The organism is Petrotoga mobilis SJ95 (assembly GCF_000018605.1).
Taxonomy (GTDB): domain Bacteria; phylum Thermotogota; class Thermotogae; order Petrotogales; family Petrotogaceae; genus Petrotoga; species Petrotoga mobilis.
This window is the reverse complement of record NC_010003.1, coordinates 399,890-425,755: the sequence shown is the minus strand read 5'-3', so window position 1 is coordinate 425,755 and position 25,866 is coordinate 399,890. Positions and strand designations below refer to the sequence as shown.

Genomic DNA, 25,866 nt, shown 5'->3' with positions numbered 1-25,866 from the left:
TAATTGTATCATAAAAAAGTAGGAAGTAGATAATATCTTATCTACTTCCTACTAGCTGGGGTTTAGTATTATTCTTTAACTTCTTTAACCTTTAGCCACCAATCGTATCCTTCTTCGGCTGACGTTTTTCTCTTCATTGCTTCAGCATAAGTTGATGCTGGTGGAATTATTACTTTACTTCCAAATATCGAGTTTTCGGGCCAATTGGCTGGGGTTACTACCTTGTTTTTGTCTGCCAATTGTAAAGCTCTTACAGCTCGGTATATTTCCTCGATGTATCTTCCAACCTCAGAAGGATAGTACATGATCAATCTAATGGTTCCTTCAGGATCTAAGATGAAAACTGCTCTAACAGTTGCGGAACCTTTTTCGGGGTCTACCATTCCCAATCTTGAGGCTACTCTTCCCATTGTATCAGCTATTATAGGGAAAGTAATTTCTACTCCAAGGTTATCTTTGATCCATTCCATCCATTTGATATGTGAATGAACGGCATCAACAGAAAGTCCTAAAAGTTCCGTGTTGATCTTTTTGAAATCTTCATGCTTTTTTGCAAATTCAACAAATTCTGTTGTACAAACAGGTGTAAAATCTCCTGGATGGCTGAAGAGCACCAACCATTTTCCTTTGTAGTCTTTTGGTAGTTCTTTTGCACCGTCCGTTGTTAATACTTTCATTTCAGGAAACTTTTCTCCAATTAAAGGAATCCTTCCTTCCATATTTACCTACCTCCTATTTGATGATTTTTTATTTATGAAATATCTATTTTTTAGGTTTGTCTAAAAAAATTATATACCTAAAAAATAGAAAAGTCAAGTAAAAAAATAAATAAAATTTTTAAATTTATATTTCTTTATTATTGCTACAAAGGTATAAAAGTCTTTGGAAAAAAATAATTTTGCTACAAACTTCTAATGTTATAATAATTGTGGACGATAATACATATGAAATTCAAATTGTTGAAAGGAGGGACTAAATTATGGATATCAACAATATCAATCCTGCTGATGGTAATAATTTAGATAAAATAAATCGAAAAAGGCTTGATAAGGATTTTATTAAGAGGCAGGTAAAATCTGAAAACCTAGAAAGTGCAAATAGGATTACAGGAGAATCAAAGAAGTATATAGAACTATCAAGTAAGATACCAGAAATTCGACAAGAACTGGTATCGAAATTGAAGGAATCTATTGAAAATGGCTCGTATAATATCAATGTAGACCAAATTGTAAACAAAATGTTTGAGTGAAGTAGGTGACCAACATTAGTAATGATTTAGAAGCGATAAAAAAAGTATTAAAGGAAGAGAACGTTAGTTTAATAGAGTTAAAAAAATCTTTTTATAACCTTAGGGAAAGCTTAGTAAAAAAAGCATCTATCGAAGAGATTAATTCAACCCTTTTGAAGATTGAAAAATTAGCAAGTAACTTTAAAAAAATAGAAGGTTTAAGAGCACAGTTAATATCGAAAATATGTTTGGAAGAAAGAATACAGAACAAATTAGAATCGATTATTGATTATTTTTCAAAGAATGATTATGAAATTGCACTTCTCTTTTCAGAACTAGTTAAAAATTTAAAGGAGTTAGTGAGTGAAATCGATCTTTTAAGTAACATCATTTCATTTCAATCTAACTTGAACAATTTTATATATCAAATTTTGAATCCTGAATCGATTACGAACAGCAAAACTTACTCTCAAAAGGGTAGTAGATTGAACAAAGATTTAACTTCAAGAAGTTGGAGGGGTTAGCGTGTGTGCAATGACTTTGAACGGCCTATTGAACACGGGTTTACTAGGAGTTTATACCAATAAAATCGCTATGAGCGTTGTCGCCCATAATATTTCTAATTCTAATACCCAGGGTTTTTCTAGGCAGAGTCCTGTTATTGTGACTACCAACCCTATTAATTTAACAACGATAGGGAGTGGGGGAGCAGCTTTATCTTTTGGAACTGGTTCTACGGTAAGCGATATTCAACGAGTGAGAGACGAATTTTTAGATTTGCAATTTCGAGAAACTTCTTCTCGTTTGAATTATTGGGAAAATATATATTCTAATGTGCATTATATTGAACAATTGTTTGGTGAACCTGGAGAAACGGGTTTGAGAAATATGTATGATTCTTACTGGGCATCAATCGAGGAGTTGAAAACTGATCCATCAAATGAAGCCGCTAAAACTCAGGTTGTATCTCGAGCGGAAGAATTAGTTAACACCATGAAAGATCTTAACTATAGGTTAGAAGAATTAAAAAATGATATAAACAGTGAAATAAAGCTCAGAATAGACGAAATAAACGGTTATTTGAAAAGGATTGCCGATTTAAATCAAAAGATACTCACATCAAGTTCAATGAGTGGTTCCCCTAATGATTTGCTTGATGAGAGGGATAGATTGTTGGATAAACTTTCAGAACTTTCCAATATAAGAATAACAAGTCATTCAAATGGTCAAATTTCTTTGAGTATGGGGGATAAAGTAGTTTTAAATGGAAGTAGTTATCAAGAGATAAGATCCTTAACCATTGCAGAAACAAATGATGCATATTACGCCTATGTAGGTAGCAATTTGTTGACTTTTAACGATGGAAAAATGTCTGCACTTTTTGAATTGAGAGATGAAATCATCCCTTCTTATCAACAACAACTCGATGAGTTTGGTTTGTATTTAGTCGATACAACTAATCTTATTTATAAAGAAGGGTGGGATTCAACAGGAACTATAACAGGTGCCAACTTTTTTGCTGATATAAGTACCAAAAGAGGTTTTGAAGATTCAAGATTTTTCAGGATAGCAGGAAATTCGGACGTATTCCATCCAGACACAATTAAGCACGTCACGAGTTTAAGCAGTTTTTATAGTGATCCTTCAATTGATTTAAATAATTTCGATCTTTACTCAGTAGATTATTCTGCAACTTCTCCTTCCCCATATGACGATAGCAATTCAATAAAATATGATTCAACAAATAATGCTATTTATTTTGATGATACTTCTGGTTTTCAAGACAAACTACTAGTTGATATAGAAGGAGATTTTCTCAGGGAATACGGTTTCCCTACTAAAGAAATTGAGGCATACAAAATAGAAGAGGATTATTCAATAGTTCCTCCAAAGCTTATCATCCCTGGCGAAATTAAGCTTGAAGTGCCGAATGAGACTGATCCTATATATTTTTCAAATGCTACGGATTTAGTATCAAAAATAAATAGCGATTCTGGAGGTTATTTGAAAGCTCTAGAAAGAGAAATAAGGAATGATCAGGGTGATCTTATAAAGAAGTTTATATACATACTTCCCACGAAGAAAGTTCCAAATGCTGATTTGGATACCATCGTATTGAACGACATAGATGGTTCTCTTTCAGAAAATGACGCACAAAGAATAACATTAGACGCCTTAGATACCTCAAAACCTACTTTGAATAATTTATTAGGTTCAAATGAAAAAATAGAAATGAGTATAAATGGAATAAGAATCGAGATCAACCCTCTTAAAGACACTGCTTATGACTTGGTTGATAAAATCAATGCCACAAACACAGGGGTTACCGCTTCTGTAACTCCACATGGCTCATTTGTGTTGAGAGCTGGAAATCTAATAGATTTTGACTTAAAGAACGTTACTATAAAGGGTCCTGAAAAATTATTCAATGCTTTAGGATTTATCGAAGATGATTCTAACAATATCGTTACACTGATTTCTCCAGATATAAGCCCTGAACAAATAGATGAAAAGTTTTCTGAAGCTGATCTTTTGAAAATAGATAACGAGTTAGGAATAGTCAATCAAATTTCTGTATCGTCTAACTTAAAAGAGAATCCATCTTTACTTGCAACCGACTTGGGTTATTATGATATTAATTATTCTCCCACTGGTGCAGGAAACGTTAGTGTATGGGATGAAATATCCAAGATGTATGATAATTCCGTATTAGATAATGGGAGGGTTGGTTTTTCGAACTTTTTAGGAAATATTGTTACAGATATAGGAGTTAAGGGAGAAACAGCAGATAAAATGAGGCTAAACAGTGAAATGTTGAATAGTGAGATAAGTCTTGAAAAAGAAAGAGTGATGGGTGTTTCTATAGACGAGGAGATGACTAACCTTGTCAAATATCAGCAGGCTTTTAATGCTTCTGCCAGGGTTATCACAGCAGTGAATCAAATGATGGAGACGGTTATTAACAACTTGGGTGTTGTATAATAGAGTGAACAGTACTTGTTTGGTTGGTGAGGAGGTAAAAACATGAGAATCACTGAAAATCTTTTAAGTAGTAGAACACTTAACGATATTCAAGATGTTTTAAGGAAATATAGTGATTTAAATTCTCAATTAACTTCAGGAAAGAAAGTTCGTTACCCATCAGATAATGCAGCTGTTGCAACAAGGATTTCTAATTTAGACAGTCGTTTGAGGGAAATTGAACGTTATAAAACTAATGTGGAAACAGCCCAAAATTATGTGAATATGTATGATACAGCATTACAGGAAGTGAGCTCGATATATCTTAGAGTTAAAGAGCTTGCAGTTAGAGGAGCAAATGATACATTAACTAAAGAGGATAAGGTAGCTATATCAGAAGAACTTAACAAGATAAATACGCAACTAGTTTCTATTGCAAATACGGAAATTTCAGGAAACTATGTGTTTGGGGGAGCTAAAAACAATCAAAAAGTCGTGGAAATAGATAGCGAAGGTAATTTTAAAATAATAATGCCCCCAGAAGCAAATATTAGGCAGAAGATTTCCGTTGGTGGGCAAGATATAGAATACGGTAAAACAGTTTATGATGCTTTTGTAACTGATTATGGTGCCTCAATTTTTGCCATAGTAAAAAGATTGTCCAATGCTATAGAAGCAGGAGATTACACATCACTTCAAAGTGAGATGGAAAATGTTGAAGAAATACAAAACAATGTATTAAAGAATCTTACGGAAGTTGGAGCTACTCAACGAGTTTTAGAAATGACTTCAAACAGAATGGAAGAATTTAAGAGTTTTTCAACAGAATTTTTATCCAATGAAGCTGATGCGGATATGGCTCAAGTAGTAATGGAATTGGCAACTCAGCAAAATGTCTTACAAGCTGCTTTAAAGGCAGCTGGTAATATTATTCCCCCAACCTTGGCAGATTTTCTATAAGGAGGTTTTCCAAAATTATGATAAAAGAATATGAAACGAAGTTGGGAAGTGTGAAGATAGAAACTGAAAAAACCATAATTTTTGAGTATGGTATTCCTGGTTTCGAAGATCTTAAACAATTTGTTTTGCTGGAACCTGAAGATACATATCCTATCATGTGGTTAGCTTCGTTAGAAGATAAGAAAGTAGCTTTCCCTGTTACTTTTCCTCAACTTATAAGAAACGATTATCAGTTTGCTCTTCCTCAAGATTTAACAGAATACTTGGAATTAGAGAAACCAGAAGATGCTATAATATTAAGTATATTGACTATACCAGAAAAAGAAGATGAAATAACTATAAATTTAGCTGCTCCAATTATTATTTCCCAAAAAAATCATAAAGGTGTACAATATTTAATTGAAAATGAAGAATACAAAATTAGACATCTTTTGAAAGAAGAATTGGAAAGAAGTAATGCTATACTGTCTGTTCAAAAAGATGGTGAATAGATTTGTTGATATTATCTAGAAAAATAGGAGAATCCATCGTAATACAAGTAGGAAATAGAAAAATAAAACTCATTATGGTTGAACAAGATAATGGAAATATAAAAATCGGTTTTGAGGCACCTAAAGATATAAAAATTTATCGCGAAGAAGTGTATGAAGAAATCGTAAAGCAAAATAAAGCCTCGTTGGAGAGCGATGTTAACAGATTGGGAAAAATAAAGACCAGTATCCCAAAACTAGTAAAAAAAGATAAAAAACAAAATACTTAGATACAAGGGAGGAAAAAATCGAATATGTCGCAGGAAAAAGCAATAATAGGTAAAGCAAAGGAAGTTAAACCTTTAATAATAAATAATGAAATGACTAAAGATGTTGAAAAAAGAATATTAATAGGGAAGAGTAATTATGGAGCGCCTAATTTTGTTATGAGGTTATTCACTGTTAAACCAGGTGGATATTCTCCTAAACACTCTCATAGATGGGAACATGAAATATTTATAGTTAAAGGTAAGGCAGAAGTTTATGATGGAGAAAAATACAATGCAGTTGAAGCTGGAAGTTTTGTTTACGTCCCTGGAGGCATAGAGCACCAATTGAAGAACGCAGGAGATGAAGATTTAGAATTTATTTGTGTTATTCCAACATCTGCAGATGAAGAATGAATTTTTCATAAAAAAGTGGCGTAATAAATATATCGCCACTTTTTATGCTTTTTGAAAGCAGTTTAATTATTAATAACTTCGTCTATTGCAACCTTTTCTTCTTCGGTTAGCAGTTTATCTATATCTAATATTACTAACATACCATCTTCTAAACGTGCTATGCCACTTATAAAATCAGCTCCGCGCATTCCACCTATATTAGGTTTTTCGTTTATTAAATTAGGGTCGATACTTCTTACGTTTTTTACATCGTCAACCATTATTCCCACACGTCTTTGATCGATTTTTAAAACTATTACTTTGGCGTGAGATCTGTCTTCAAAGTCGGACATTTTAAATTTTCTTCTCAGGTTGATGATAGGTAAAACTTCTTCATTGCGATAATTTATTACACCTTCGAAATAGTCAGAAGCATTTGGTAATTTAGTGGTCTCTTCATACTCAATTACGGCATCCACATTCATAATATCGAGGCCAAACTTTTCTTTACCAATGTTGAATGTGACTATTTTCAACTCGGATGGCATTTTTACTCCCCCTTTTTAAAATCAAAATTTTGTTTCTAAAATGGCTAATTATAATTCAATAAATTTCTAAAAAATTATATCATAAAAGTATTTAGAAAAAAAGTTGTCTCTGGGCTAAAGAATATACGAAAAAAATTATGTTATAATTATATTAAAATTATAACATATTGGGGTGTAACCCGTGCGCAAAATTATTAAGAATTATACTATTTTAGGCTTTTTAATTGTTTTAATTTTGATAATGACTTCGGTTGTAATATTTTACATCCAAATTGCAAAAGAAAGGTCTGTTCAGGTGAGTAGTACTCAAGTAGAAGAGGTTACTAATCCGATTGTTCAAGAAAAAATTCCTATCTCAACAGTAAATGCCAAATACGGAGTAATAATAGGAGGTTACGAAGGATTTTATGTTTTCGATGTTGAAAAGAAAGAAATAATTGCTTCAGTAACAACCGGTAGTTATGTTAACGATGCTCAAATTTATGAAGATTATCTTTATCTTGTTGACAGAGAGGGATTGAAAATTTATGATTTTTCAGATCCCCAAAAAGTAACTTTATTAAACTCTTACTCCACATTTGGTGATTCTTTATCCGTTGCAACGAATGGAGAATTATTATTTGTTGCGGATGGTGAAAATGGCTTGATAAGCTTCGATTTGAAAGATAAGGTGTATATAAGATTGAAAGAACATATTCGTTTACGGGGCATGGTAACCCAAGTTGAAATGTTTGAAAAGTATTTATTTGTGATTGGTCCAGGTTTAGGGATGAAGATTTATGAAGTCAAAGAAGATCGAACAGTTGAAGAAATTAATCATTATGATCAGTTGGTTTCACCTAGAATGATTAGTTTGAGTAAGGATTTTTTTGTAGTGAACGACGATTTAATGGGTATACAAATATTTGAAACAAAAGATTTGACCACGACAAAAAAACATGATGTGAAACCATTGTATATATGGGATGAAGATGCTTTTTCTATACATTTAGCAGATGATTTGCTTTATTTTTCTACGAATAACGGTGTATATAAAAGAAGTTTGGAATCATTAGAAACTCAAGAAATTATTACTGGACAATTTTCTAGACCAAATATTTTGATAAATGACGGGTATATATACTTAACGAATAACGAAGATGGGCTGTATATTTATGAATTAGATACTAAAGAATTACTTAAGTATATTAATACAGTTGACTCAATTGATGATTTCGTTGCGTTGGAATCAGGGGTGTTAATTGATGAGGGTGGAAAGATAGTTTATATAGATAAACAAAAAGAAAAGTTATGGGAGAAAAGATATATTGGGGATTTGATAAAAGGCGAGAAGGGCTTTTACGAACTCAATGAAAATGTAGTTAATTTCTATGATGCTACGAATACAATTACCAAAAGTTTTCCTGAAAACATTGTAGGTATAAAAGAAACCCAAGAAGATGTATTCGTTATTGCCCAAGAGAATATATATTCTTTCTTTTATGGAACAAAGGTGTTTGTAGGAATGGCTCAAGATATAGAAATTATTGATAACTTTGCGTATATAGCTGAGGAAGATAAGATAACAGAGTTTAACTTTTTAACGGGAAAGAGTAGTTTTAAATTTTATTCCAAAGATCATATTGAACAAATTCATTCAATTTCTGATGGATTTATCCTTTTAACAGAAAAAGGGGTATTTAGGACAGACGTAAATTTTAACATTATCGATTATTTTAGCTTTGATTATTCGCCCGATATAATTGCTCTGAATGATAAATATATATTTTATTCTATAGGCTCTCAATTGACGATCGTTGATCTGTCAAGTTTTGATTTAAATCGAATAATAAATTTAGATCTTCCAATTTTAAGTATGGATTGTAAAAATGGATATCTTTACATTTCTTACTCTTCAAAAGGAATAACGAGATATAATATTACAGATAAACTTCAACTAGTAGATGAAGAAGTTGTTGTAAATATTTTCACCGCTAAGAATATGATTTTTTGATATTGAATTTTTCGTAAATTTAATAATGAAAGGGGTCTTATGTTTTGGTAGTTACTATAAATCATAATGATTACGAAGCTGAACCAGGCCAAACTATACTCCAGGTTGCAAAACAAAACGGTATCTATATTCCTACCATATGTCATAGTCCACATTTATCCGATGTAGGTTCTTGTAGAATGTGTTTGGTAGAATTGGAAAATAATCGTAAATTAGTTGCCTCTTGTGTTACACCAGTAACTGATGGGATGAAGGTTTTAACGGATAGTGAACGGGTTATCGAGGCTAGAAAGACGGTTGTAGATTTACTAGTTTCTGATCATCCAATGGATTGTATGACATGTGAAGCTAATGGAAACTGTGTCCTTCAGGATTTAGCTTACGAATATGGAATTAAAGAATCCACCTTCGGAACAAAGAAACTCCCACGTTTTGAGATAAAAGCTCAGAATGAATTTATACAGCTTGATCCAGACAAATGCATACTTTGTGGCAAATGTGTACGAACATGTAAAGAGATTCAAATGTGTAACGCATTGGATTTTGTCAATAGAGGTTTTGAAACTAAAGTTAGCCCTCCATTTGATGAAGATCTGGGAGGGAAAGATTCTCCATGCGTCTTTTGTGGGCAATGCGTTGAAATGTGCCCAACGGGGGCTCTTACTTATATTCCTTCCAAAGGAAAAGGGCGTTATTACGAATTTAAAAAAACTATAACAACCTGTCCTTACTGTGGGGTTGGTTGTCAATTGGAATTAAGAACCAAAAACAATAAAATAATTCAAGTTGGTTCGGTTTACAACGAAAACTCTCCAAACCCCCATGGAGAAAGCTGTGTGAAAGGCCGTTTTGGTTATGATTTTGTCAATCACCCTGATAGATTGACTGACCCTTTGATAAAGAGAAATGGACATTTTGAAAAAGTTAGTTGGGAAGAAGCATTAGATTATGTTGCAGAAAAACTATTGAATATAAGAGGAAAGTATGGAAGTGATTCAATAGGTGGGTTGAGCTCAGCAAAATGTACAAATGAAGAAAACTATATTATGCAGAAATTTATGAGGGCAGTAATTGGTACAAATTCTGTAGATCACTGTGCCAGACTTTGTCATGCCTCCACTGTTGTTGGATTAGGGATGGCATTTGGTTCGGGAGCCATGACCAACTCTATATCAGAAATAGAGGGAAGTGATGTAATATTTGTTATAGGTTCAAATCCAACGGAGAATCATCCGGTAATTGGAAGCAAGATAAAAAAGGCGAAGAAAAACGGGACCCATTTAATAGTAGCAGATCCTCGGAAGATAGAACTTTCTGAAATTGCTGACATTTCATTACATCACAAGCCTGGAACAGATGTGGCTTTAATAAATGGAATAATGAATGTTATCGTCAACGAAGGGTTACTTGATAAAAAATTCATTGAAGAAAGAACGGAAGGATTTGAAAGTTATATAAAAGTAATAGAAGGTTATACACCATCTAAAGTATCCCAGATTACAGGTGTGCCAGCAGATAAGATAATCGAAGCTGCAAAAATGTTTGGTTTAGCCGAAAAAGCAGCAATATATTTTGCAATGGGAATAACTCAACATAAATACGGAACTAACAACGTACTTTCTCTTACGAATCTTGCACTCTTAACTGGGAACGTTGGTTTTGAAAGCACAGGAGTTAATCCATTAAGGGGACAAAACAACGTGCAAGGTGCTTGTGATGTTGGGGCTTTATCTGATGTTTATCCTGGTTATCAAAAAGTCAGTGATCCCAAAATTAGAGAAAAGTTTGAGAATTATTGGGGTGTAAAATTAACTGATAGAGAAGGATTGACATTAACAGAAATGTTTGAAGAAGCAGGTAAAAAGATAAAAGCTCTCTACATAATGGGTGAGAATCCTTTTTTGTCTGATCCAGATCAAGACCATGTTAAAAAAGCTCTAGAAAGTTTGGATTTTTTAATAGTGCAGGATATATTCTTGACTGAAAGTGCACAATTTGCAGATGTAGTTTTGCCAGCGGCGTCGTTTGCTGAAAAAGAGGGTACGTTTACAAATACCGAACGACGCATACAAAGGGTGAGAAAAGCGGTCAACTCTCCTGGAAGGGCTAAAGCAGATTGGGAGATATTAACTAAATTGGCTAATAAAATGGGTTATGAAATGAAATATAATTCTCCTTCTGAAATTATGGATGAGATCGCACAAGTATCAAAATTATACGGCGGAATAAGTTATGAAAGATTGGAAAAAGGTGGTTTGCAATGGCCTTGCCCTGATGTTAATCATCCAGGTACAAAATATTTGCATAAGGATGGTTTTTCTCGTGGGAAAGGCAAGTTTTTTCCAGTTGAGTTTGCTCCTCCAGAAAAAGAAGCCGATGAAAAGTACAATTTTACCTTAATGACAGGAAGGATGTTATACCATTTCCATACAGGTACTATGACCAGGCGATCCTATCCTATTGACAAGCATGAACCAGACTCTTATGTCGAAATAAACATAGAAGATGCAAAAAAATTGGGGATCAAAGATAAAGATAGAGTTAGGATAACTTCGCCTCAAGGAACGGTTGAAACCTATGCAAAGGTTGGACAAAGAGTTCAACCTGGCCAACTTTTCATGCCTTTTCACTATGCGGAAAGTCCAGCCAATAAACTTACCAATCGTGTTTATGATTTAAAAGCAAAGATACCCGAATTAAAAATAACCCCAGTTAAGTTAGAAAAAGTTGAAAAAAGAGTTTCAAGAAGAGAGGTTTTAATTGATGAACGCTTTACTTCTATCAGGAGGCAAGAGTAGCAGATTTGGGACTAATAAAGCAATGGAAACAATCAACGGAAGACCTTTGATAGAACAGATTGTTAAAGGTCTAAAAAATGCATTTGAAAAAGTATACATAATAGGCAACGTAAAAGAGTATGTTTTTTTGCAAGATGTATTTTTTTGTGAGGATATAATACCAAATAAAGGCCCATTAGGCGGGTTGCTTACGGGTTTAACCTGTTCTGATAGCGAATACAACTTTTTGACAGCCTGTGATATGCCTTTTTTGACAAGTGAATTTTTTGAATTTGTAAACTTACAGAAGAAAGATTATGACGTTCTTGTGCCCGAGTACAACTCTTACCTTGAGCCACTTGCCGCTGTTTATAGCAAAAAATGTTTGCCTTTTATCAATGCTTCACTAATAAATGATCAATTAAAGTTGAAGAGTTTTTTCCCCAAAGTAAAGGTTAGAATAATAAAAGAAACCATTATAAGAGAAATTGGAGAGCCTGAAAAATTGTTTTTCAATATAAATTATAAGGAAGATATTGAAAAATTGGAAATGAATCTGGAAAGGAGTGAAAAGATTTGAAAATTAAATTCTTTTCCCTAATAAAGCTTGACTTGAAAAAGGATGAAGTCGATTACCAATTATCAGGATCGAAATCTGTTAAAGAAATAATAAAATTATTGGATCAAGAGTTTGATAATTACTTTAGTAGAAAACTACTAGAAAACGGGGAACTTAAAAGCGGTACAATAGTATTATTAAATGGAAGAAATATTCGCCATTTACAAGGATTGGATACGTTGGTAGAAAATAAAGATGAAATAACAATTTTTCCCCCTTCTGGAGGAGGATGATATGGATTACTTGGAAAGACAAAAAGGGTTGTTCTCAAAAGAGGAGTCTTTAAAGTTAAAACAAGCTGTTGTTTATATTGGTGGTGCTGGAGGTCTTGGAACTCATCAGGCTTTGGAGTTACAAAGGGTTGGTGTAAAAAAAATATATTTGGTGGATTATGATAAGGTTGAACCTTCTAACCTAAACCGTCAAGTTTTATATGGCGTGGATAGCATTGGTGAATACAAAGTTGATCAAGCTAAAAAAATTCTTGAATCTTTTAACTTGCCTACGAAAATAGAAACAAAGGTAGAAAAAATTTCAAAAGAGAGTAAAATACCCAAAGATGTGAACGTCATATTAGACGCTCTTGATAATTTCGAAACGAGATATATTCTTGAACAACTTGCTTGGGAATCCAACGTACCTTATATTCATGCAGGCGTTAATCAATGGTATGGTCAATTGACAACCATAATCCCAGGTAAAACTTCGTCTTTAAAAGATATATTCGGAGAAATTGATACAACACAAGAAAAGGTCTCTGTTATCTCACCTGTAGTATCGATTATGGCATCCCTTCAAGTAATAGAAACAATTAAAGTAATAATTGGAAGAAAAGATACCCTCGACAACAAGTTACTACTCATAGATTTAAAAGATTATTCCCTTGAAATAATTAACCTTCAATGAAAAATAAGAACTTTCATTCCTCTATTAATCCTTGTTTTTCAAGATAAGATTAAGAAAAGCGCTTATTTGCAAGAATTTGCCTTCTAATTGAAAATAATCGTCCCTAAACGCTTCTAATTGCCAATAAATCAAATTGACTTTTTTTTACATAAGAGTTAAAATAACAACAATATAAATTTTTCAAAAATAGGAGTTTGAATGTAACAAAGTTTTCTTTTTTTTTAGTTAACTGTAGTTCAGTTAACATTTTAAAATATTGAAAGGAGGAGTGTGCATGAAAGTATTGATGTTGGATCAGGCAAAATGCACGGGATGTAGGGCATGTGAGTATGCTTGTTCTTTTGAGCATACGGGAAAGTTTAATCCCCTTGACTCTCGAATCAAAGTGAACGAGTTTTGGGAAGATTTAACCTTCGTCCCAAGTGTTTGTCTGCAGTGTGAGAGAGCATATTGTGAAGAAGTATGCCCTACTTCCGCTCTGACTAAGAACCCTGAAACAGGGGTGGTAGAACTTAACAAGGAAAAATGTATCGGATGTAAACAGTGCATCGTAGCATGCCCGTGGGGTTCCATAAAATTGGATCACACAGGGAAAGAGGTAATAAAATGTGATAACTGTGGTGGGGATCCAGCGTGTATTAAAGTGTGCTATCCAGGAGCTTTGTCTTACGAAGAAGTAGAAGATATCACAAATGTGAAAGTAAGGGAAACTGCCACCCGCCTTAAAGAAATCGCAAAAGATTTAGTAAAGGGGGGAGCTTAAAATGATAAAAGGTGGATTCAAAGGTAAATTATTGAGAGTTAACTTAACAACCAAAGAAGTAAAAAGTGAACCATTGAATGAAGAGTGGGCTCAGAAATATTTAGGGGGCAGAGGGTATGGGACTCGTTTGTTGTTGGAAGAAATCGATCCGAAAGTAGATCCTCTCTCTGAAGAAAACAAGGTCATTTTTGCCACTGGTCCTTTAGATGGAACATTAGCTCCTTCTTCTGGAAGAACTATGGTAATCACAAAAGGTCCTTTGAATGGAGCTATTGCGTGCTCTAATGCAGGTGGACATTTTGGCCCCGCTTTGAAACACACAGGATACGATATGATCGTTGTTGAAGGAAAATCAGCCGAACCCGTATATATATGGATTAACAAAGGTAAAGTAGAATTCAGATCCGCAAAGGAAATATGGGGGAAATTGGCTGACGAAAGTGACGAATTGATAAGAGAGCAAACACATCCCTTGGCTGAAACCATGACGATTGGACCGGCTGGCGAGAAATTATCTCCTATCTCTAGCGTAATGTTCAATGGTCATAGGGCTTCTGGAAGAACCGGTGTTGGCGCCGCAGTTGGAAGCAAGAACCTAAAAGGGATAGCCGTTAGAGGGAATGAAGATACTCCAGTGGCTGATCCTGAAGCTTTTATGAAAGCAGTTTATAAGGCTAGAGATATTTTAAGCAAAGATGCCTTTGCAGGTCAAGGGGCTGCTATGTTAGGTACCGCAATGTTGGTGAATGTTATCAATGGTGTTGGTGGGTTCCCCACTCGTAATGCCCAAGATGCTTATTTCCCAGAGGCAAATAAAATTAGTGGAGAAACTCTAAGGGAGAAAAATTTAATTAGAAATGAAGGATGTGCTGAGTGTCCAATAGCTTGTGGTAGGGTAACGGTAGTAAAAAGTGGACCGTATAAAGGAACTATTGGAGGAGGTCCAGAATACGAATCAGTTTGGTCGTTTGGTGCAATGTGTGGTGTTTCAGACCTTGATGCAGTGATAAGTGCAAATCATCTTTGTGATAAATATGGAATCGATACTATCGCTATGGGTTCAACGGTCGCCTGTGCCATGGAATTGTACGAAAAAGGATATATGCCCAAGGAAGATGCCCCTTTTGAACTTAGATTTGGTTCAGCAGAAGCTATGTTAAAAGCCGTGGAATTGGCGTGCAAGCAAGAAGGAAATTTTGGGAAATTATTAGCTCAAGGTTCCTATCGCTTAGCAGAGCATTATGGTCATCCGGAACTTTCTATGTCGGCAAAGAAACAGGAGTTCCCAGCTTACGATCCAAGGGCTATCAAAGGTATGGGTTTAGAATATGCAACTAGCAATCGTGGTGCTTGCCACGTCAGAGGATATGGAACAGCCGTAGAGGTATTGGGAGATGCTGATCAGTACGCTTATGAAGGCAAAGCGGCTATAATTAAAACCTTACAAGATTTAACCGGTGCACTTGATTCTTCTGGAATATGTTTGTTCACGACTTTTGGTCTCAGTGCTAATGAGTTAGCCGAGATGGTGTCAACTGCAACAGGTTTTTCAATAGATGCCCAAGAGTTCATGAAAATTGGAGAAAGAATTTGGAATATTGAAAAGCTTTTCAATCTTAAAGCTGGTTTTACAAGACAGGATGATACCTTACCTCCAAGAATATTAAATGAACCAATCAAAACGGGTCCTTCGAAAGGACAGGTAGAAGATCTTGAAAAGATGCTGGATGAATACTATCAGTTAAGAGGATGGGATAAAGACAGTGTTCCCACAGAAGAAAAACTTAAAGAATTGGAGGTCCAGATTTCAAAATGAGATACGTTATTGTTGGAGCTAGTGCAGCTGGCTTAAATGCTGCTCGAACATTAGAATCTCTGGATCCTCAAGGGGAAATAACTATATTATCCGCCGAAGAAGTATTCCCCTACAGTAAAATGTCTCTACCTTACTTATTGTCAAATAAATTGAAAAAGAGAGATTATATGTTTCTACCCTCTCCGTCGAGAGCTAATCTTCTATTGGGGCAAAGGGTTGTCAACATTGATGTTGAAAGAAAAAAGATAGAAACTATACAAAACAAAACATTTTCCTTCGATAAATTGTTGATAGCAACTGGAGCGGAACCTTATGTTCCAGATATGGAAGTAGAAGGATCTCCACTAGTGTTAACGGTGAGAAATCTTTCAGATATGGATAAATTGAAAGATAAGTTGAACAAAAGTGACGTTAAAAGAGTTATACTTTCTGGTGCTGGATTAGTTAATTCTGAGATCGCTGATGCCTTAGCAGAACTTAATATACCTGCTACTTTTGTTATAAGATCGCGTAGAATGTTATCTCAGATTGTTGATGAAGAGGGTTCAGAAATTATTGCTGAAAGGGCAATAGAAAATGGAATGGAGTTAATCACAGGTGAAAGCATAACGAAGGTTCAAGAAGAAGGAGATCACGCAAACATCTTTCTTGCATCAGGCAAAGTAATTCAAGGCAGTTGTGTTGTTGTGGGAAAAGGAGTTAAGCCGAGTATAGATTTTCTCGAAAAAACGCCTATCAAATGTGACACTGGCATCTTGGTAAACGAATATATGGAAACATCTGTTAAGGATGTTTATGCGGCAGGGGATGTGACGGAATCCATAGACTTAATTTCAGATGAGTATGAAATGCATGCCTTGTGGCCTGTTGCGATGGAACAAGCAAGGATAGCTGCCACCAATATGGCGGGGTATTCTTGGAAATATCCCAAAGAAGTATCTAGAAACATAGTAAATTTATTTGGAGAAGTTGTTTTCACTGGGGGTATTAGTAAAGAAGATGCTTACGATGTTTATAAGGAAAAAGAAGGTAGAAGTTACCACAAAATTCTGGTAAGAGATGGCAAACTTGTTGGTTTTATCTTTGTTGGAGGAGTCCTAAATCCTGGAGTTTATTTGGCAGCGATGAAAAATCAATGGGATATAAGCCATCTATTGAATGAAGCAATAAAAGGTGCGTTAAGTTATTCGATGTTTAAGGCTCCTACGAGAGAAGTTGTGAATATATAACTTTAAAATTTAAGTTCTTTTGAAAACAATTTTTTTCATATACATTTTATAATGTCTTCGATCTAGGTTACCTACGGAATTCATTCTATGGTGACTTAGACGATAGGGTATAGAAGGAAACTTCTATGCCTCCCGCATTAGGAAAGGAGACACATTATGAACCGGTGTCTTCACACGCCGGTTTTTTTATTTTGTAATGTCATTAATTTTTTTAAGCTGCTCTCCTTTCCTCAATCTTCTAGGTTGATGTAACAGTAAAGGGTTGCTAAAGTAAGTTTTAGAGTTTATAAACTTAGATAAAAAAATTTAGATAAGGGGAGAGGAAATAATGAAGAGCATTTATAAGTACACATTTATGTTATTTGTTTTTTTATTTGGGACGTTGATGATGGCTGAAGATATAACTGGAGAGATTGTAGTTTTCCATGCGGGATCTTTAAGCGTTCCATTTGCACAAATTGAAAAAGCCTTTGAAAGTCAGTATCCTGGAACAGATGTTATTAGGGAAGCTGCAGGAAGTAGAGAAGCTGTTAGAAAGGTTACCGATCTTGGAAGAGAAGCGGACGTTATAGGTTCTGCGGATTATACGGTCATCGAAAATCTGATGATCCCAGAGTACACAGAATGGTACATAAATTTTGCCAACAACGAGATGGTGATAATGTACACAGAAGATTCTCGTTACAAAGATGAGATTAATTCTGACAATTGGTATGAGATTCTTTTGCGTCCTGATGTTGAGTACGGTCATTCGGATCCAAATGCTGATCCTTGTGGATACAGAAGCCAGATTGTTTGGAAATTGGCAGAAAAATATTATAAAGTGGATAGTCTATATAAAAAACTTGCTGATAACTGTCCACCAAAAAACGTTAGACCAAAAGAAACAGATTTAATCGCACTATTAGAGGCAGGAGAACTGGATTATATTTTCATCTACAAATCTGTGGCATTGCAACATCGAATGCCCTATGTAGAATTACCAGAACAAATTAATTTGAAAAGTACAAAGTATGCCGATTTTTATGCAACTGCTTCTTTTGATGTAACGGGCAAAGAGCCTGGTGAAATGATAACCCAAATAGGGCAACCTATGGTATATGCTCTAACCATTCCCAATAATGCTCCAAATCTACAGGGAGCAATTGCCTTCATCAAATTCGTCATTGGTCCACAAGGCCGAGCCATTATGGAAGAAAACGGGCAACCGTCAATTAATCCCCCAGAAGGTGTAAACATAGAAAAAGCTCCCCAGGAGCTTCAAGATTTCTTAAAAGGTGGAGCGAATGATTAAAAAAGCATGGTTCGAATTAATACTTAGTTTTTTGGGGATACTATTGTTGTTTTTCATAGCGGCCCCTGTGGCTAAGCTTATTTTTGGAGTTGAGCCGAAAGTTCTTATCGACACTGTAAAGGAAGAAGAAGTATACAGTTCCATATTGCTTACTTTCAGTGCATCGTTAGTTGCAACTTTAATTTCTATATTGTTGGGGGTACCTTTGGCTTACTTGCTTGCTCGTAAAGATTTTTTTGGTAAGTCTTTTGTAGAAAGTTTGATAGATATCCCCGTTATAATACCACATACAGCAGCAGGAATAGCGCTTTTAACGGTTTTTGGTAGTAGATTTTTTCTGGGAAGATTTTTCTCGATATTTGGAATAGAGTTCGTTGGCGAATTTGCAGGAATAGTTGTTGCGATGATGTTTGTCAGTATGCCTTTTTTGGTGAATGAAGTTAAAGAAGGGTTCAGATCTATTGATGTTAAACTTGAAAAGGTTGCTAGAAGTTTGGGCTCATCCCCTGCGAGAACTTTCTTCAGAGTATCGCTACCTTTGAATTTTAACCATTTAATCTCTGGTTCACTTATGATGTGGGCAAGAGGATTATCTGAATTTGGTGCGGTTATTATATTAGCTTATCATCCAATGACGGCGTCGGTACTTATCTACGAGAGATTTACTTCATTTGGATTGAAGTATTCAAGCCCCGTTGCAGCCATTATGGTGATAACAAGTCTCATTGTGTTTATCTTTTTAACACTCATAAACAGAAAGAATTCAATAGAAGGTAGAGAGAAGGAAAACGAGCTTGATTAAAATCGTGAATATATCGAAGAGATTTAAAAAGTTTTCTTTAGAAGATATCAATTTGAATATCGAAGATAACGAGTATTTTGTAATTTTGGGGCCAACAGGTGTAGGTAAAACAGTGATTCTTGAGATTATAGCAGGTTTAATAAAACCTGACTTTGGTGATGTTTTTATCGGAGAGAAAAGAATTACACATTTACCTCCTGAAGAGAGAAATGTTGGAATGGTTTATCAGGATTATATGCTCTTTCCACATCTAAATGTGGAAGAGAATATTGTTTTTGGATTAAAATCGAGGAGAATTAAAAAAGATGAAATAAGATCTCTGTTAAACAACATAGTAGAGCTTTTTCGCATAGAACATTTACTCACAAGGAAAACGAAGAATCTAAGTGGAGGAGAGAAGCAAAGAGTAGCTCTTGCACGAGCTTTAATCACTTCTCCACAAATTTTGCTGTTAGATGAACCTTTAAGTGCATTAGATCCTCAAACAAAAGAAAAATTTATAGAAGATTTGAAGAACTTACATAAACAGCTCAAGACTACTACAATTCATGTAACACATGATTTTAATGAAGCATTTTCTTTAGCGGATAAAATCGCTATAATGAAAGACGGGAAGATCATTCAAGATGGAGATTCAAAAGATGTGTTCAACAAACCGAATTCTGATTTTGTAGCTCGATTCACAGGGGTTAGAAATATTTTTCGAGGAGAAATAATAAAAGATGATTCTGGCACCTATGTTTCTGTGAATGGATTGAAAATAAGTGTAGCCTCTGAAAAGATGGGGAACGTTAATATCTCTGTCAGACCAGAAGATATATTGTTATCTACAAATCCTTTTGATTCAAGTGCTAGGAATGTTTTCCCTGGAGTGATAAAGCGGATTGATGAACAATTATCAGTAGTTCATATTACTGTAGATATCGGTATTCCTTTGGTGGTGTACATAACTAGGCAATCGTTGAAAGAGTTGAATTTAGTAGAAAATAAAAAGATTTTTGTTACATTCAAAGCTTCTGCAGTGCATGTTTACTAAGATGGGAGTGATTTTTTTTGGTTACCATCGTTGTTGGTGGAAAATCGAGCAATGTCGGTAAATCTACTTTAATTTCACAAATGATAAAGAATTTAAACTGTCACGTTGGAGTGATAAAAACATCTATCCATAAAACTAATAAGGAAATAGAAGTTACAGCTGATCCTTCAATTATTAGTGAGAAAGGGAAAGATACGGCGTTTTTTAAAGAATCTGGAGCCCAAAATGTAATCTTACTAAAAACAAATTATGAAGGATTGTTGGAAGGTTATAGAAGGGCACGCAAGCTCTTAGATGAGGACATAGAATATTTGATCGTTGAAGGGAACAGTATCCTAGATTTTATTAGACCAACTTTGGTTATTTACATTGATTCTGATGATACACAAAAAAAAGAATCGGCGACTAAAGCCAAAAGTAAAGCCGATATTATAATCGATAAAGAAAACCTTGAAGAATTAATCAAAGACGGAAACAGTATGAAATTCAAGATTAATTTTGAACAAGTGAGTTGTTTTAATGCACACGCTATCTGTAAGGCATTGAATATCAAATTACCTAAATTTGGGAAATTGTTGGATGATCAAAACATCAAAGTTCGGTACTGCCAGCTTGGTTTATTCAAATAAAGACGGAGGCTAAGTATGTCTGAATTCTTGGATTTAAATACTTCAGAAATGTTTTGGGAAATTGTGAATAAAAATATAAATATTGGTTTATTGCCATCAGAAACGATAAACTTTAAAGAGTCCAATGGGAGAATTTTAGCCCAGGATTTATTTTCTCCCATCGATCTTCCACCTTTTAGTCGATCAACTGTTGATGGTTTCGCTGTGAAAGCGGAGGATACTTTTGGTGCCTCGGAAAGTATGCCTATCTATTTGAACGTTAAAGGTGAAGTGTTCATGGGGCAAGAAACAAAGATAATGGTAGAAGCTGGTGAAGCTGTAAAAATTCCGACGGGTGGAATGTTGCCAGAAGGATCAAATGCAGTCGTTATGATAGAATACGTTGATTACGTTGGCGAAAAAATGATTGAAATCAATCGTTCTGTTGGAGTTGGTGAAAACGTAATTTATAAGGGTGAAGATATTCCTAAAAGGAAGGTAATTTTAAATAAATACCATAAGATCAGGCCACAGGATGTGGGAGCTCTAGCAGGCCTTGGAATAATTGATGTTGAAGTTTATAAAAAACCAAAAGTTGCTGTAATTGCAACAGGAGATGAATTAGTTTCCCCGGAAAATGTTCTTGGAGTAGGTGAAATCAGGGATATAAATAGTTACACAATAGGAACAACATTAGAAGAAGTAGGTGCAGAAATTAGATACGTTGGGATAATTCCAGATAAATTTGATTTTCTAAGGGAGAGTATAAAAAACAATTTAGATTGTGACTTGATCCTGATCTCTGGGGGTAGTTCTGTAGGAGTCAAAGACATGACGGTGGAAGTTTTAAATTCATTAGGGGAACCTGGTGTATTGTCTCAAGGAATTACGATAAAGCCTGGTAAACCTACGATTTTTGCAATGGTTGAAGGTAAACCTATTTTAGGCTTACCTGGCCACCCTTCATCGTCGTTTATCATTACCCAGGTGATTGTTAAACCATTGGTAGAGAAGATAATGGGTATAAAAGAAAAAAGAATAAAATGTAATATTAAAGCAAAATTAAGTAGAAACCTAGATTCAGATAAAGGGAGAGAAGAATATGTCCCAGTTCGATTGATTGAAAGTGCTGAAAGAAATTACATTGCGGAGCCATTAGTCGGTGAATCAGCAATGATATCTACATTTGTTTATGCCGATGGTTATATAATAATAGAAGCTAACAAAGAAGGACTCAATAAAGAGGAAACTGTAGATGTCTACTTGTACTAAATGAGTGGGCTTCGGGTCAAATGGGTTAAAATTCCTTTATCCTTATGGGTGGGGAGCGGGGCGAAGGGGCGCTATATAAGAGCTTTTCAAGGTGGTAAATTGAATTCAAGAAGGTGAATAAATGAGTAAAATATATTTAGAAAAAGTCTCTTTAGAAAAAGCTAAAGAAGAATATTTAAAGATTTTCAAAGACTATTCTGTTGAAACAGAAAATATTAAAGTTGAGAATTCTAACGGTAGAGTTACAGCAGAAGCTATCTATGCAAAAAGGTTTGGGCCACACTATTATGCATCCGCAATGGATGGTATAGCGGTTAAAGCTTCAAATACATATGGAGCCAGTAAAACAAATCCATTGATGTTGAAAAAAGGTTTAGATGCGGTTATAGTTGATACTGGGGATCCGATACCAGAAGGATTTAATGCGGTTATAAAGATAGAAGAAATAAATGATGAAGGTGATTTTTACATTATAGAAAAAAGTGCTACACCATGGCAAAATATTAGAGCTATTGGAGAAAGTGTAATGAAAGGGCAATTAATGTTCCCAGTAAATCACATGATAAGGCCTTATGATGTAGGATCTTTATTAGAAGCAGGTGTGAAAGAAATCAACGTTAAAAAAAAGCCTTTGATAGGAATCATTCCAACGGGTGATGAGATTATTCCTCCCGATCAGGATCCAGAAAAAGGTCAACTTGTGGATTTCAATTCGACTATGATGAAAATTTATGGCGAACAATGGGGAGCAAAAGTTTCAATTACCGAGATCCTTCCCGACAAATATGAAGATCTCAAGAAAAAAGTGCTGGATGAGATCGAAAAAAACGATATTTTGATCATTATAGCGGGTTCTTCTGCCGGTAGGGAAGATTATACCGAGAAAATTTTAAATGAAGTAGGAAGAGTTGTTGTACATGGAATTAACATAATGCCTGGTAAACCAGTCATTCTTGGTGTTATAAAAGAAAAGCCGGTAATTGGTATACCTGGTTATCCTCTATCTGCTTTGCTGAATTATTATATTTTTGTACGAACCCTTGTGTATCAGATGTTAAGTTTGGACGTTCCAGAAACACCATATATAAATGCGGTTGTTCGTAGAAAAGTTCCTTCACAAGTTGGCTTGGAAGAATTTTTAAGGGTTAATTTAGCTTTTATTGATGGAGAATACGTAGCGGTTCCAAGAAAAAGGGGTTCGGCTGCCATGGAGTCACTGGTGAATGCAGATGGTATTATGCCTGTCCCAGAAAAATCCGAAGGAATAGGTATCAACGAAAAGGTGAAAATATATATTTTGAACCCCATCTCCTCCATTTCAAAAAACGTGTTATTCATTGGGAGTCATGATTATTCATTAGACATATTGGTTAACGAAATAAAATCTCAAAAACTTGGATTTGACTTTAACATTCAATCTGTGGGGAGTATGGGAGGATTGATGTCGCTTAAAAGAGGCGAGTGTCATTTGGCTGGAGCCCACCTTTTGGATCCACAAAGTGGAACGTACAATAAAACTTACGTTGAAGAGATTTTAGGTGATAAAAAAGTAACTATGGTTAATTTAATTTGGAGACAACAGGGTTTAATTGTACCAAAAGACAACCCTTTAGGATTAGGAAAGATAGAGGATTTAATCCGTCCAGATATTAACTTTATCAATAGACAGAAAGGTTCAGGTACCCGCGTATTACTAGACTATTGGTTGAACAAAAAGGGGATACCTTCAAAATCAATTAGAGGATACGAGAGAGAAGAATTCACCCACACTGCTGTTGCAGCAGCCGTTGCAAATAAATCTGCAGATGTAGGATTAGGGATAAAGGCAGCTGCCGATGCGATGGATTTGGATTTTATACCTCTTTTAGAAGAAAGATATGATTTTATAATTCCAACTGACTTTCTACAAGATACCAGGATGGGAAAAATTCTTGAGGTTATTAATTCTGAAAAGTTTAAGAGCCAAGTAATTGCATTGGGGGGTTATAGAACAGATAATACAGGTGAAATAATGTCATAAAAGGAGAGTTCAATTATAATGATTGATAAATACGGAAGAAGTATCGATTATCTTAGAGTATCGATAACAGATAGATGTAATCTACGTTGTATTTATTGTATGCCACCTCAAGGTGTGACTTTCAAGACCCATAGCAGTATTCTACGGTATGAAGAAATAATCAAAATCGTTGAAGTAGGTACTGAACTTGGTATAAAGAAAGTTCGTATCACTGGTGGTGAACCTCTTGTTCGACAAGGCGTAGTAAATTTAATCAAAGAATTGAGGAAAATTCCTGAACTTGAAGATATTACTATGACAACTAATGGCGTTCTTCTACCAAAATATGCATTTGCTTTAAAAAGGGCAGGTTTGTCTAGGGTTAACATTAGTCTTGATTCTTTAAATCCCGATACCTATAAAACGATTACTCGAAGGGGCGAATTTTCTCAAGCAATTGAAGGGATTAAAGCAGCACTTGAAGTTGGCTTAAATCCAGTAAAGATTAATACCGTTGTGATGAAGGGTATCAACGATAATGAATTGGAAAATTTCGTTAATCTCACAATAGATAAGGACCTACATGTGAGATTTATTGAGTATATGCCTATGGGTGAAACAAGCCTTCTTTCTGGTAATTATTATGTTTCTCTAAACGAATTCAAGGAAATAATTATCGATAAGATGGGTATGGTCCCTGTAAATATACAAAATAATGGCCCCTCAAAGGATTTCAAAGTCCCTGGGGCAAAGGGAACTGTAGGATTTATTACCGCTATTAGTCATAACTTTTGCTCAACATGTAATCGAATGAGATTAACTGCTGATGGATTTTTGAGGCCTTGTCTTGCCAGCGATGTTGAAGTAAATATGCGCGATGAAGATGGAAAGATCTCTTCAGAAGGTGTGAGAGAAAAGTTTGAAAAAGCTCTTCTTCTTAAACCCATTAGTCACAACTTTTACAAAAATGATTTTTTCCCGAAGAAAAATATGTCTCAAATTGGAGGATAGGTATGAAAGAATTTACTCATATAGACGAAAAAGGTAGAGCAAAGATGGTTGACGTTACAGATAAAGATGAAACCAAAAGAGAAGCTATAGCCTATGGGCAAATAAAGCTAAAAGAATCAACCCTTGAAAAGATAAAGAACGGTCAGATAGAAAAAGGAGCTGTTTTAGAAACCGCAAGAGTGGCTGGAATTATGGGTGTTAAGAAAACATCTGAGTTAATCCCAATGTGTCACCCTTTGCTGATAACCGGCATAGATATAAAATTTGAATTTGAAAATGCTACAACTTTAGGTATCTACGCAACGGTGAGAACAACAGGTAAAACGGGGGTTGAAATGGAAGCATTTACAGGTGTTTCAATAGCAGCTTTGACGGTATACGATATGTGTAAGGCTGTAGATAAAGATATGGTGATTAAAAATATAAAATTAATGAAAAAGACGGGAGGTAAAAGTGGGACTTATGTTAGAGAAAACGATGATTAGAGAAGGTAAAGTAGTCAAAGTTTGTAAATGTGAAAAAAGAGGAATGCTCAAAAAAATCCAAGATAAGATAAACATTATAACTAACTTTGGTGTAGAGGGTGACTATCATGCAGGAAAAAGTCATAGACAAGTCAGTTTGTTGGGCATAGAAAGCCTTGAAAAAATAGTAAAAGAAAGGAATTTAAAATTAAAAGATGGATATTGCAACTTCGCACAGAATATAACCATAGAAGGGATAGAGTTATATAAATATCCTGTGGGAACCAAATTTAGAGTAGGTGAGAGTGTATTACTCGAAATTACTGAAATAGGAAAAGCTGGAGAATTCAATCCTGACAATATAATGCTGACAGAGGGGATTTTCGCCAAAGTTTTAGAAGGTGGTATCGTGGTTCCAGGTGATAAATTAACGATTGTATCAGAGTAG

General features: G+C 34.8%; 26 protein-coding genes and 1 riboswitch. Of the genes, 24 read left to right on the top strand and 2 right to left on the bottom strand.

Annotated elements, in window-relative coordinates; genetic code table 11:
• Positions 1-68: 68 nt before the first annotated feature.
• Entirely contained in the window at positions 69-719 is a 651-nt protein-coding gene (locus PMOB_RS02045; RefSeq protein ID WP_012208245.1) for a peroxiredoxin, read from the bottom strand.
• A 260-nt stretch (positions 720-979) separates the two neighbouring features.
• Here PMOB_RS02045 and PMOB_RS02040 point away from each other — a divergent pair, with 260 nt between their 5' ends.
• The 7 genes from PMOB_RS02040 to PMOB_RS02010 are packed head-to-tail and all read left to right on the top strand — an operon-like array spanning position 980 to position 6,302.
• A complete protein-coding gene (locus PMOB_RS02040) occupies positions 980-1,249 on the top strand; it encodes a flagellar biosynthesis anti-sigma factor FlgM (protein WP_012208244.1) in 270 nt (89 codons plus the stop codon).
• 5 nt (positions 1,250-1,254) lie between these two features.
• On the top strand, positions 1,255-1,752 hold the full coding sequence (gene flgN / locus PMOB_RS02035) for a flagellar export chaperone FlgN (RefSeq protein ID WP_012208243.1): 498 nt from the start codon (positions 1,255-1,257) through the stop codon (positions 1,750-1,752).
• Between the two features lie 10 nt (positions 1,753-1,762).
• Positions 1,763-4,210 (top strand): flagellar hook-associated protein FlgK, encoded by a 2,448-nt coding sequence (gene flgK, locus PMOB_RS02030; RefSeq protein WP_041534220.1) that lies wholly within the window; start codon positions 1,763-1,765, stop codon positions 4,208-4,210.
• 42 nt (positions 4,211-4,252) lie between these two features.
• A complete protein-coding gene (gene flgL / locus PMOB_RS02025; RefSeq protein WP_012208241.1) occupies positions 4,253-5,149 on the top strand; it encodes a flagellar hook-associated protein FlgL in 897 nt (298 codons plus the stop codon).
• Positions 5,150-5,166: 17 nt separating this feature from the next.
• The gene (fliW, locus tag PMOB_RS02020; RefSeq protein WP_012208240.1) at positions 5,167-5,640 is read left to right on the top strand and encodes a flagellar assembly protein FliW; all 474 of its coding nucleotides are present in this window, start codon (positions 5,167-5,169) and stop codon (positions 5,638-5,640) included.
• Between the two features lie 2 nt (positions 5,641-5,642).
• Complete coding sequence (locus tag PMOB_RS02015; RefSeq protein WP_012208239.1) at positions 5,643-5,909, top strand: carbon storage regulator; 267 nt, start codon at positions 5,643-5,645, stop codon at positions 5,907-5,909.
• 24 nt (positions 5,910-5,933) lie between these two features.
• On the top strand, positions 5,934-6,302 hold the full coding sequence (locus PMOB_RS02010; RefSeq protein ID WP_012208238.1) for a cupin domain-containing protein: 369 nt from the start codon (positions 5,934-5,936) through the stop codon (positions 6,300-6,302).
• A gap of 62 nt (positions 6,303-6,364) precedes the next feature.
• Here the strand turns inward: PMOB_RS02010 and PMOB_RS02005 are convergent, their stop codons facing one another.
• Positions 6,365-6,829 (bottom strand): chemotaxis protein CheW, encoded by a 465-nt coding sequence (locus PMOB_RS02005; protein ID WP_012208237.1) that lies wholly within the window; start codon positions 6,827-6,829, stop codon positions 6,365-6,367.
• A gap of 181 nt (positions 6,830-7,010) precedes the next feature.
• On the opposite strand from PMOB_RS02005, the gene PMOB_RS02000 reads away from it, so the two are divergent.
• From PMOB_RS02000 to PMOB_RS01920, 17 genes are all read left to right on the top strand, one after another.
• Positions 7,011-8,822 carry an LVIVD repeat-containing protein gene (locus PMOB_RS02000; RefSeq protein ID WP_012208236.1) on the top strand — a complete coding sequence of 604 codons (1,812 nt, stop codon included), beginning with the start codon at positions 7,011-7,013 and terminating at the stop codon, positions 8,820-8,822.
• Between the two features lie 44 nt (positions 8,823-8,866).
• Positions 8,867-11,620: a formate dehydrogenase subunit alpha gene (gene fdhF / locus PMOB_RS01995; protein WP_012208235.1), complete on the top strand. Its 2,754-nt coding sequence runs from the start codon at positions 8,867-8,869 to the stop codon at positions 11,618-11,620.
• On the top strand, positions 11,586-12,179 hold the full coding sequence (locus tag PMOB_RS01990) for a molybdenum cofactor guanylyltransferase (RefSeq protein WP_012208234.1): 594 nt from the start codon (positions 11,586-11,588) through the stop codon (positions 12,177-12,179). The genes fdhF and PMOB_RS01990 overlap by 35 nt, the downstream gene beginning before the upstream one ends.
• Positions 12,176-12,451: a MoaD family protein gene (locus tag PMOB_RS01985; protein WP_012208233.1), complete on the top strand. Its 276-nt coding sequence runs from the start codon at positions 12,176-12,178 to the stop codon at positions 12,449-12,451. Before PMOB_RS01990 ends, PMOB_RS01985 begins: the two co-directional genes overlap by 4 nt.
• A 1-nt stretch (position 12,452) precedes the next feature.
• A complete protein-coding gene (locus tag PMOB_RS01980) occupies positions 12,453-13,124 on the top strand; it encodes a HesA/MoeB/ThiF family protein (protein WP_012208232.1) in 672 nt (223 codons plus the stop codon).
• A gap of 274 nt (positions 13,125-13,398) precedes the next feature.
• Positions 13,399-13,887, top strand: a complete 489-nt coding sequence (locus PMOB_RS01975) for a 4Fe-4S dicluster domain-containing protein (protein ID WP_012208231.1) — start codon at positions 13,399-13,401, stop codon at positions 13,885-13,887.
• 1 nt (position 13,888) lies between these two features.
• Positions 13,889-15,703, top strand: coding sequence for an aldehyde ferredoxin oxidoreductase family protein (locus PMOB_RS01970; RefSeq protein ID WP_012208230.1), 1,815 nt, complete (start codon positions 13,889-13,891; stop codon positions 15,701-15,703).
• A complete protein-coding gene (locus PMOB_RS01965) occupies positions 15,700-16,932 on the top strand; it encodes an NAD(P)/FAD-dependent oxidoreductase (RefSeq protein ID WP_012208229.1) in 1,233 nt (410 codons plus the stop codon). The genes PMOB_RS01970 and PMOB_RS01965 overlap by 4 nt, the downstream gene beginning before the upstream one ends.
• A gap of 43 nt (positions 16,933-16,975) precedes the next feature.
• A riboswitch (molybdenum cofactor riboswitch) is annotated at positions 16,976-17,097 on the top strand.
• A 163-nt stretch (positions 17,098-17,260) separates the two neighbouring features.
• Positions 17,261-18,226 carry a tungstate ABC transporter substrate-binding protein WtpA gene (wtpA, locus tag PMOB_RS01960; protein WP_012208228.1) on the top strand — a complete coding sequence of 322 codons (966 nt, stop codon included), beginning with the start codon at positions 17,261-17,263 and terminating at the stop codon, positions 18,224-18,226.
• Complete coding sequence (locus PMOB_RS01955) at positions 18,219-19,028, top strand: ABC transporter permease (RefSeq protein ID WP_012208227.1); 810 nt, start codon at positions 18,219-18,221, stop codon at positions 19,026-19,028. Before wtpA ends, PMOB_RS01955 begins: the two co-directional genes overlap by 8 nt.
• Positions 19,021-20,064, top strand: a complete 1,044-nt coding sequence (wtpC, locus tag PMOB_RS01950) for a tungstate ABC transporter ATP-binding protein WtpC (RefSeq protein WP_012208226.1) — start codon at positions 19,021-19,023, stop codon at positions 20,062-20,064. The genes PMOB_RS01955 and wtpC overlap by 8 nt, the downstream gene beginning before the upstream one ends.
• A 17-nt stretch (positions 20,065-20,081) precedes the next feature.
• Positions 20,082-20,693, top strand: coding sequence for a P-loop NTPase family protein (locus PMOB_RS01945; RefSeq protein ID WP_012208225.1), 612 nt, complete (start codon positions 20,082-20,084; stop codon positions 20,691-20,693).
• Positions 20,694-20,708: 15 nt separating this feature from the next.
• Positions 20,709-21,944: a molybdopterin molybdotransferase MoeA gene (locus PMOB_RS01940; protein WP_012208224.1), complete on the top strand. Its 1,236-nt coding sequence runs from the start codon at positions 20,709-20,711 to the stop codon at positions 21,942-21,944.
• Between the two features lie 121 nt (positions 21,945-22,065).
• The gene (locus PMOB_RS01935; RefSeq protein WP_012208223.1) at positions 22,066-23,964 is read left to right on the top strand and encodes a molybdopterin biosynthesis protein; all 1,899 of its coding nucleotides are present in this window, start codon (positions 22,066-22,068) and stop codon (positions 23,962-23,964) included.
• A gap of 18 nt (positions 23,965-23,982) precedes the next feature.
• Positions 23,983-24,954: a GTP 3',8-cyclase MoaA gene (moaA, locus tag PMOB_RS01930; protein ID WP_012208222.1), complete on the top strand. Its 972-nt coding sequence runs from the start codon at positions 23,983-23,985 to the stop codon at positions 24,952-24,954.
• Between the two features lie 2 nt (positions 24,955-24,956).
• Positions 24,957-25,439, top strand: a complete 483-nt coding sequence (moaC, locus tag PMOB_RS01925) for a cyclic pyranopterin monophosphate synthase MoaC (RefSeq protein ID WP_012208221.1) — start codon at positions 24,957-24,959, stop codon at positions 25,437-25,439.
• Complete coding sequence (locus tag PMOB_RS01920) at positions 25,417-25,866, top strand: MOSC domain-containing protein (protein WP_196793038.1); 450 nt, start codon at positions 25,417-25,419, stop codon at positions 25,864-25,866. The genes moaC and PMOB_RS01920 overlap by 23 nt, the downstream gene beginning before the upstream one ends.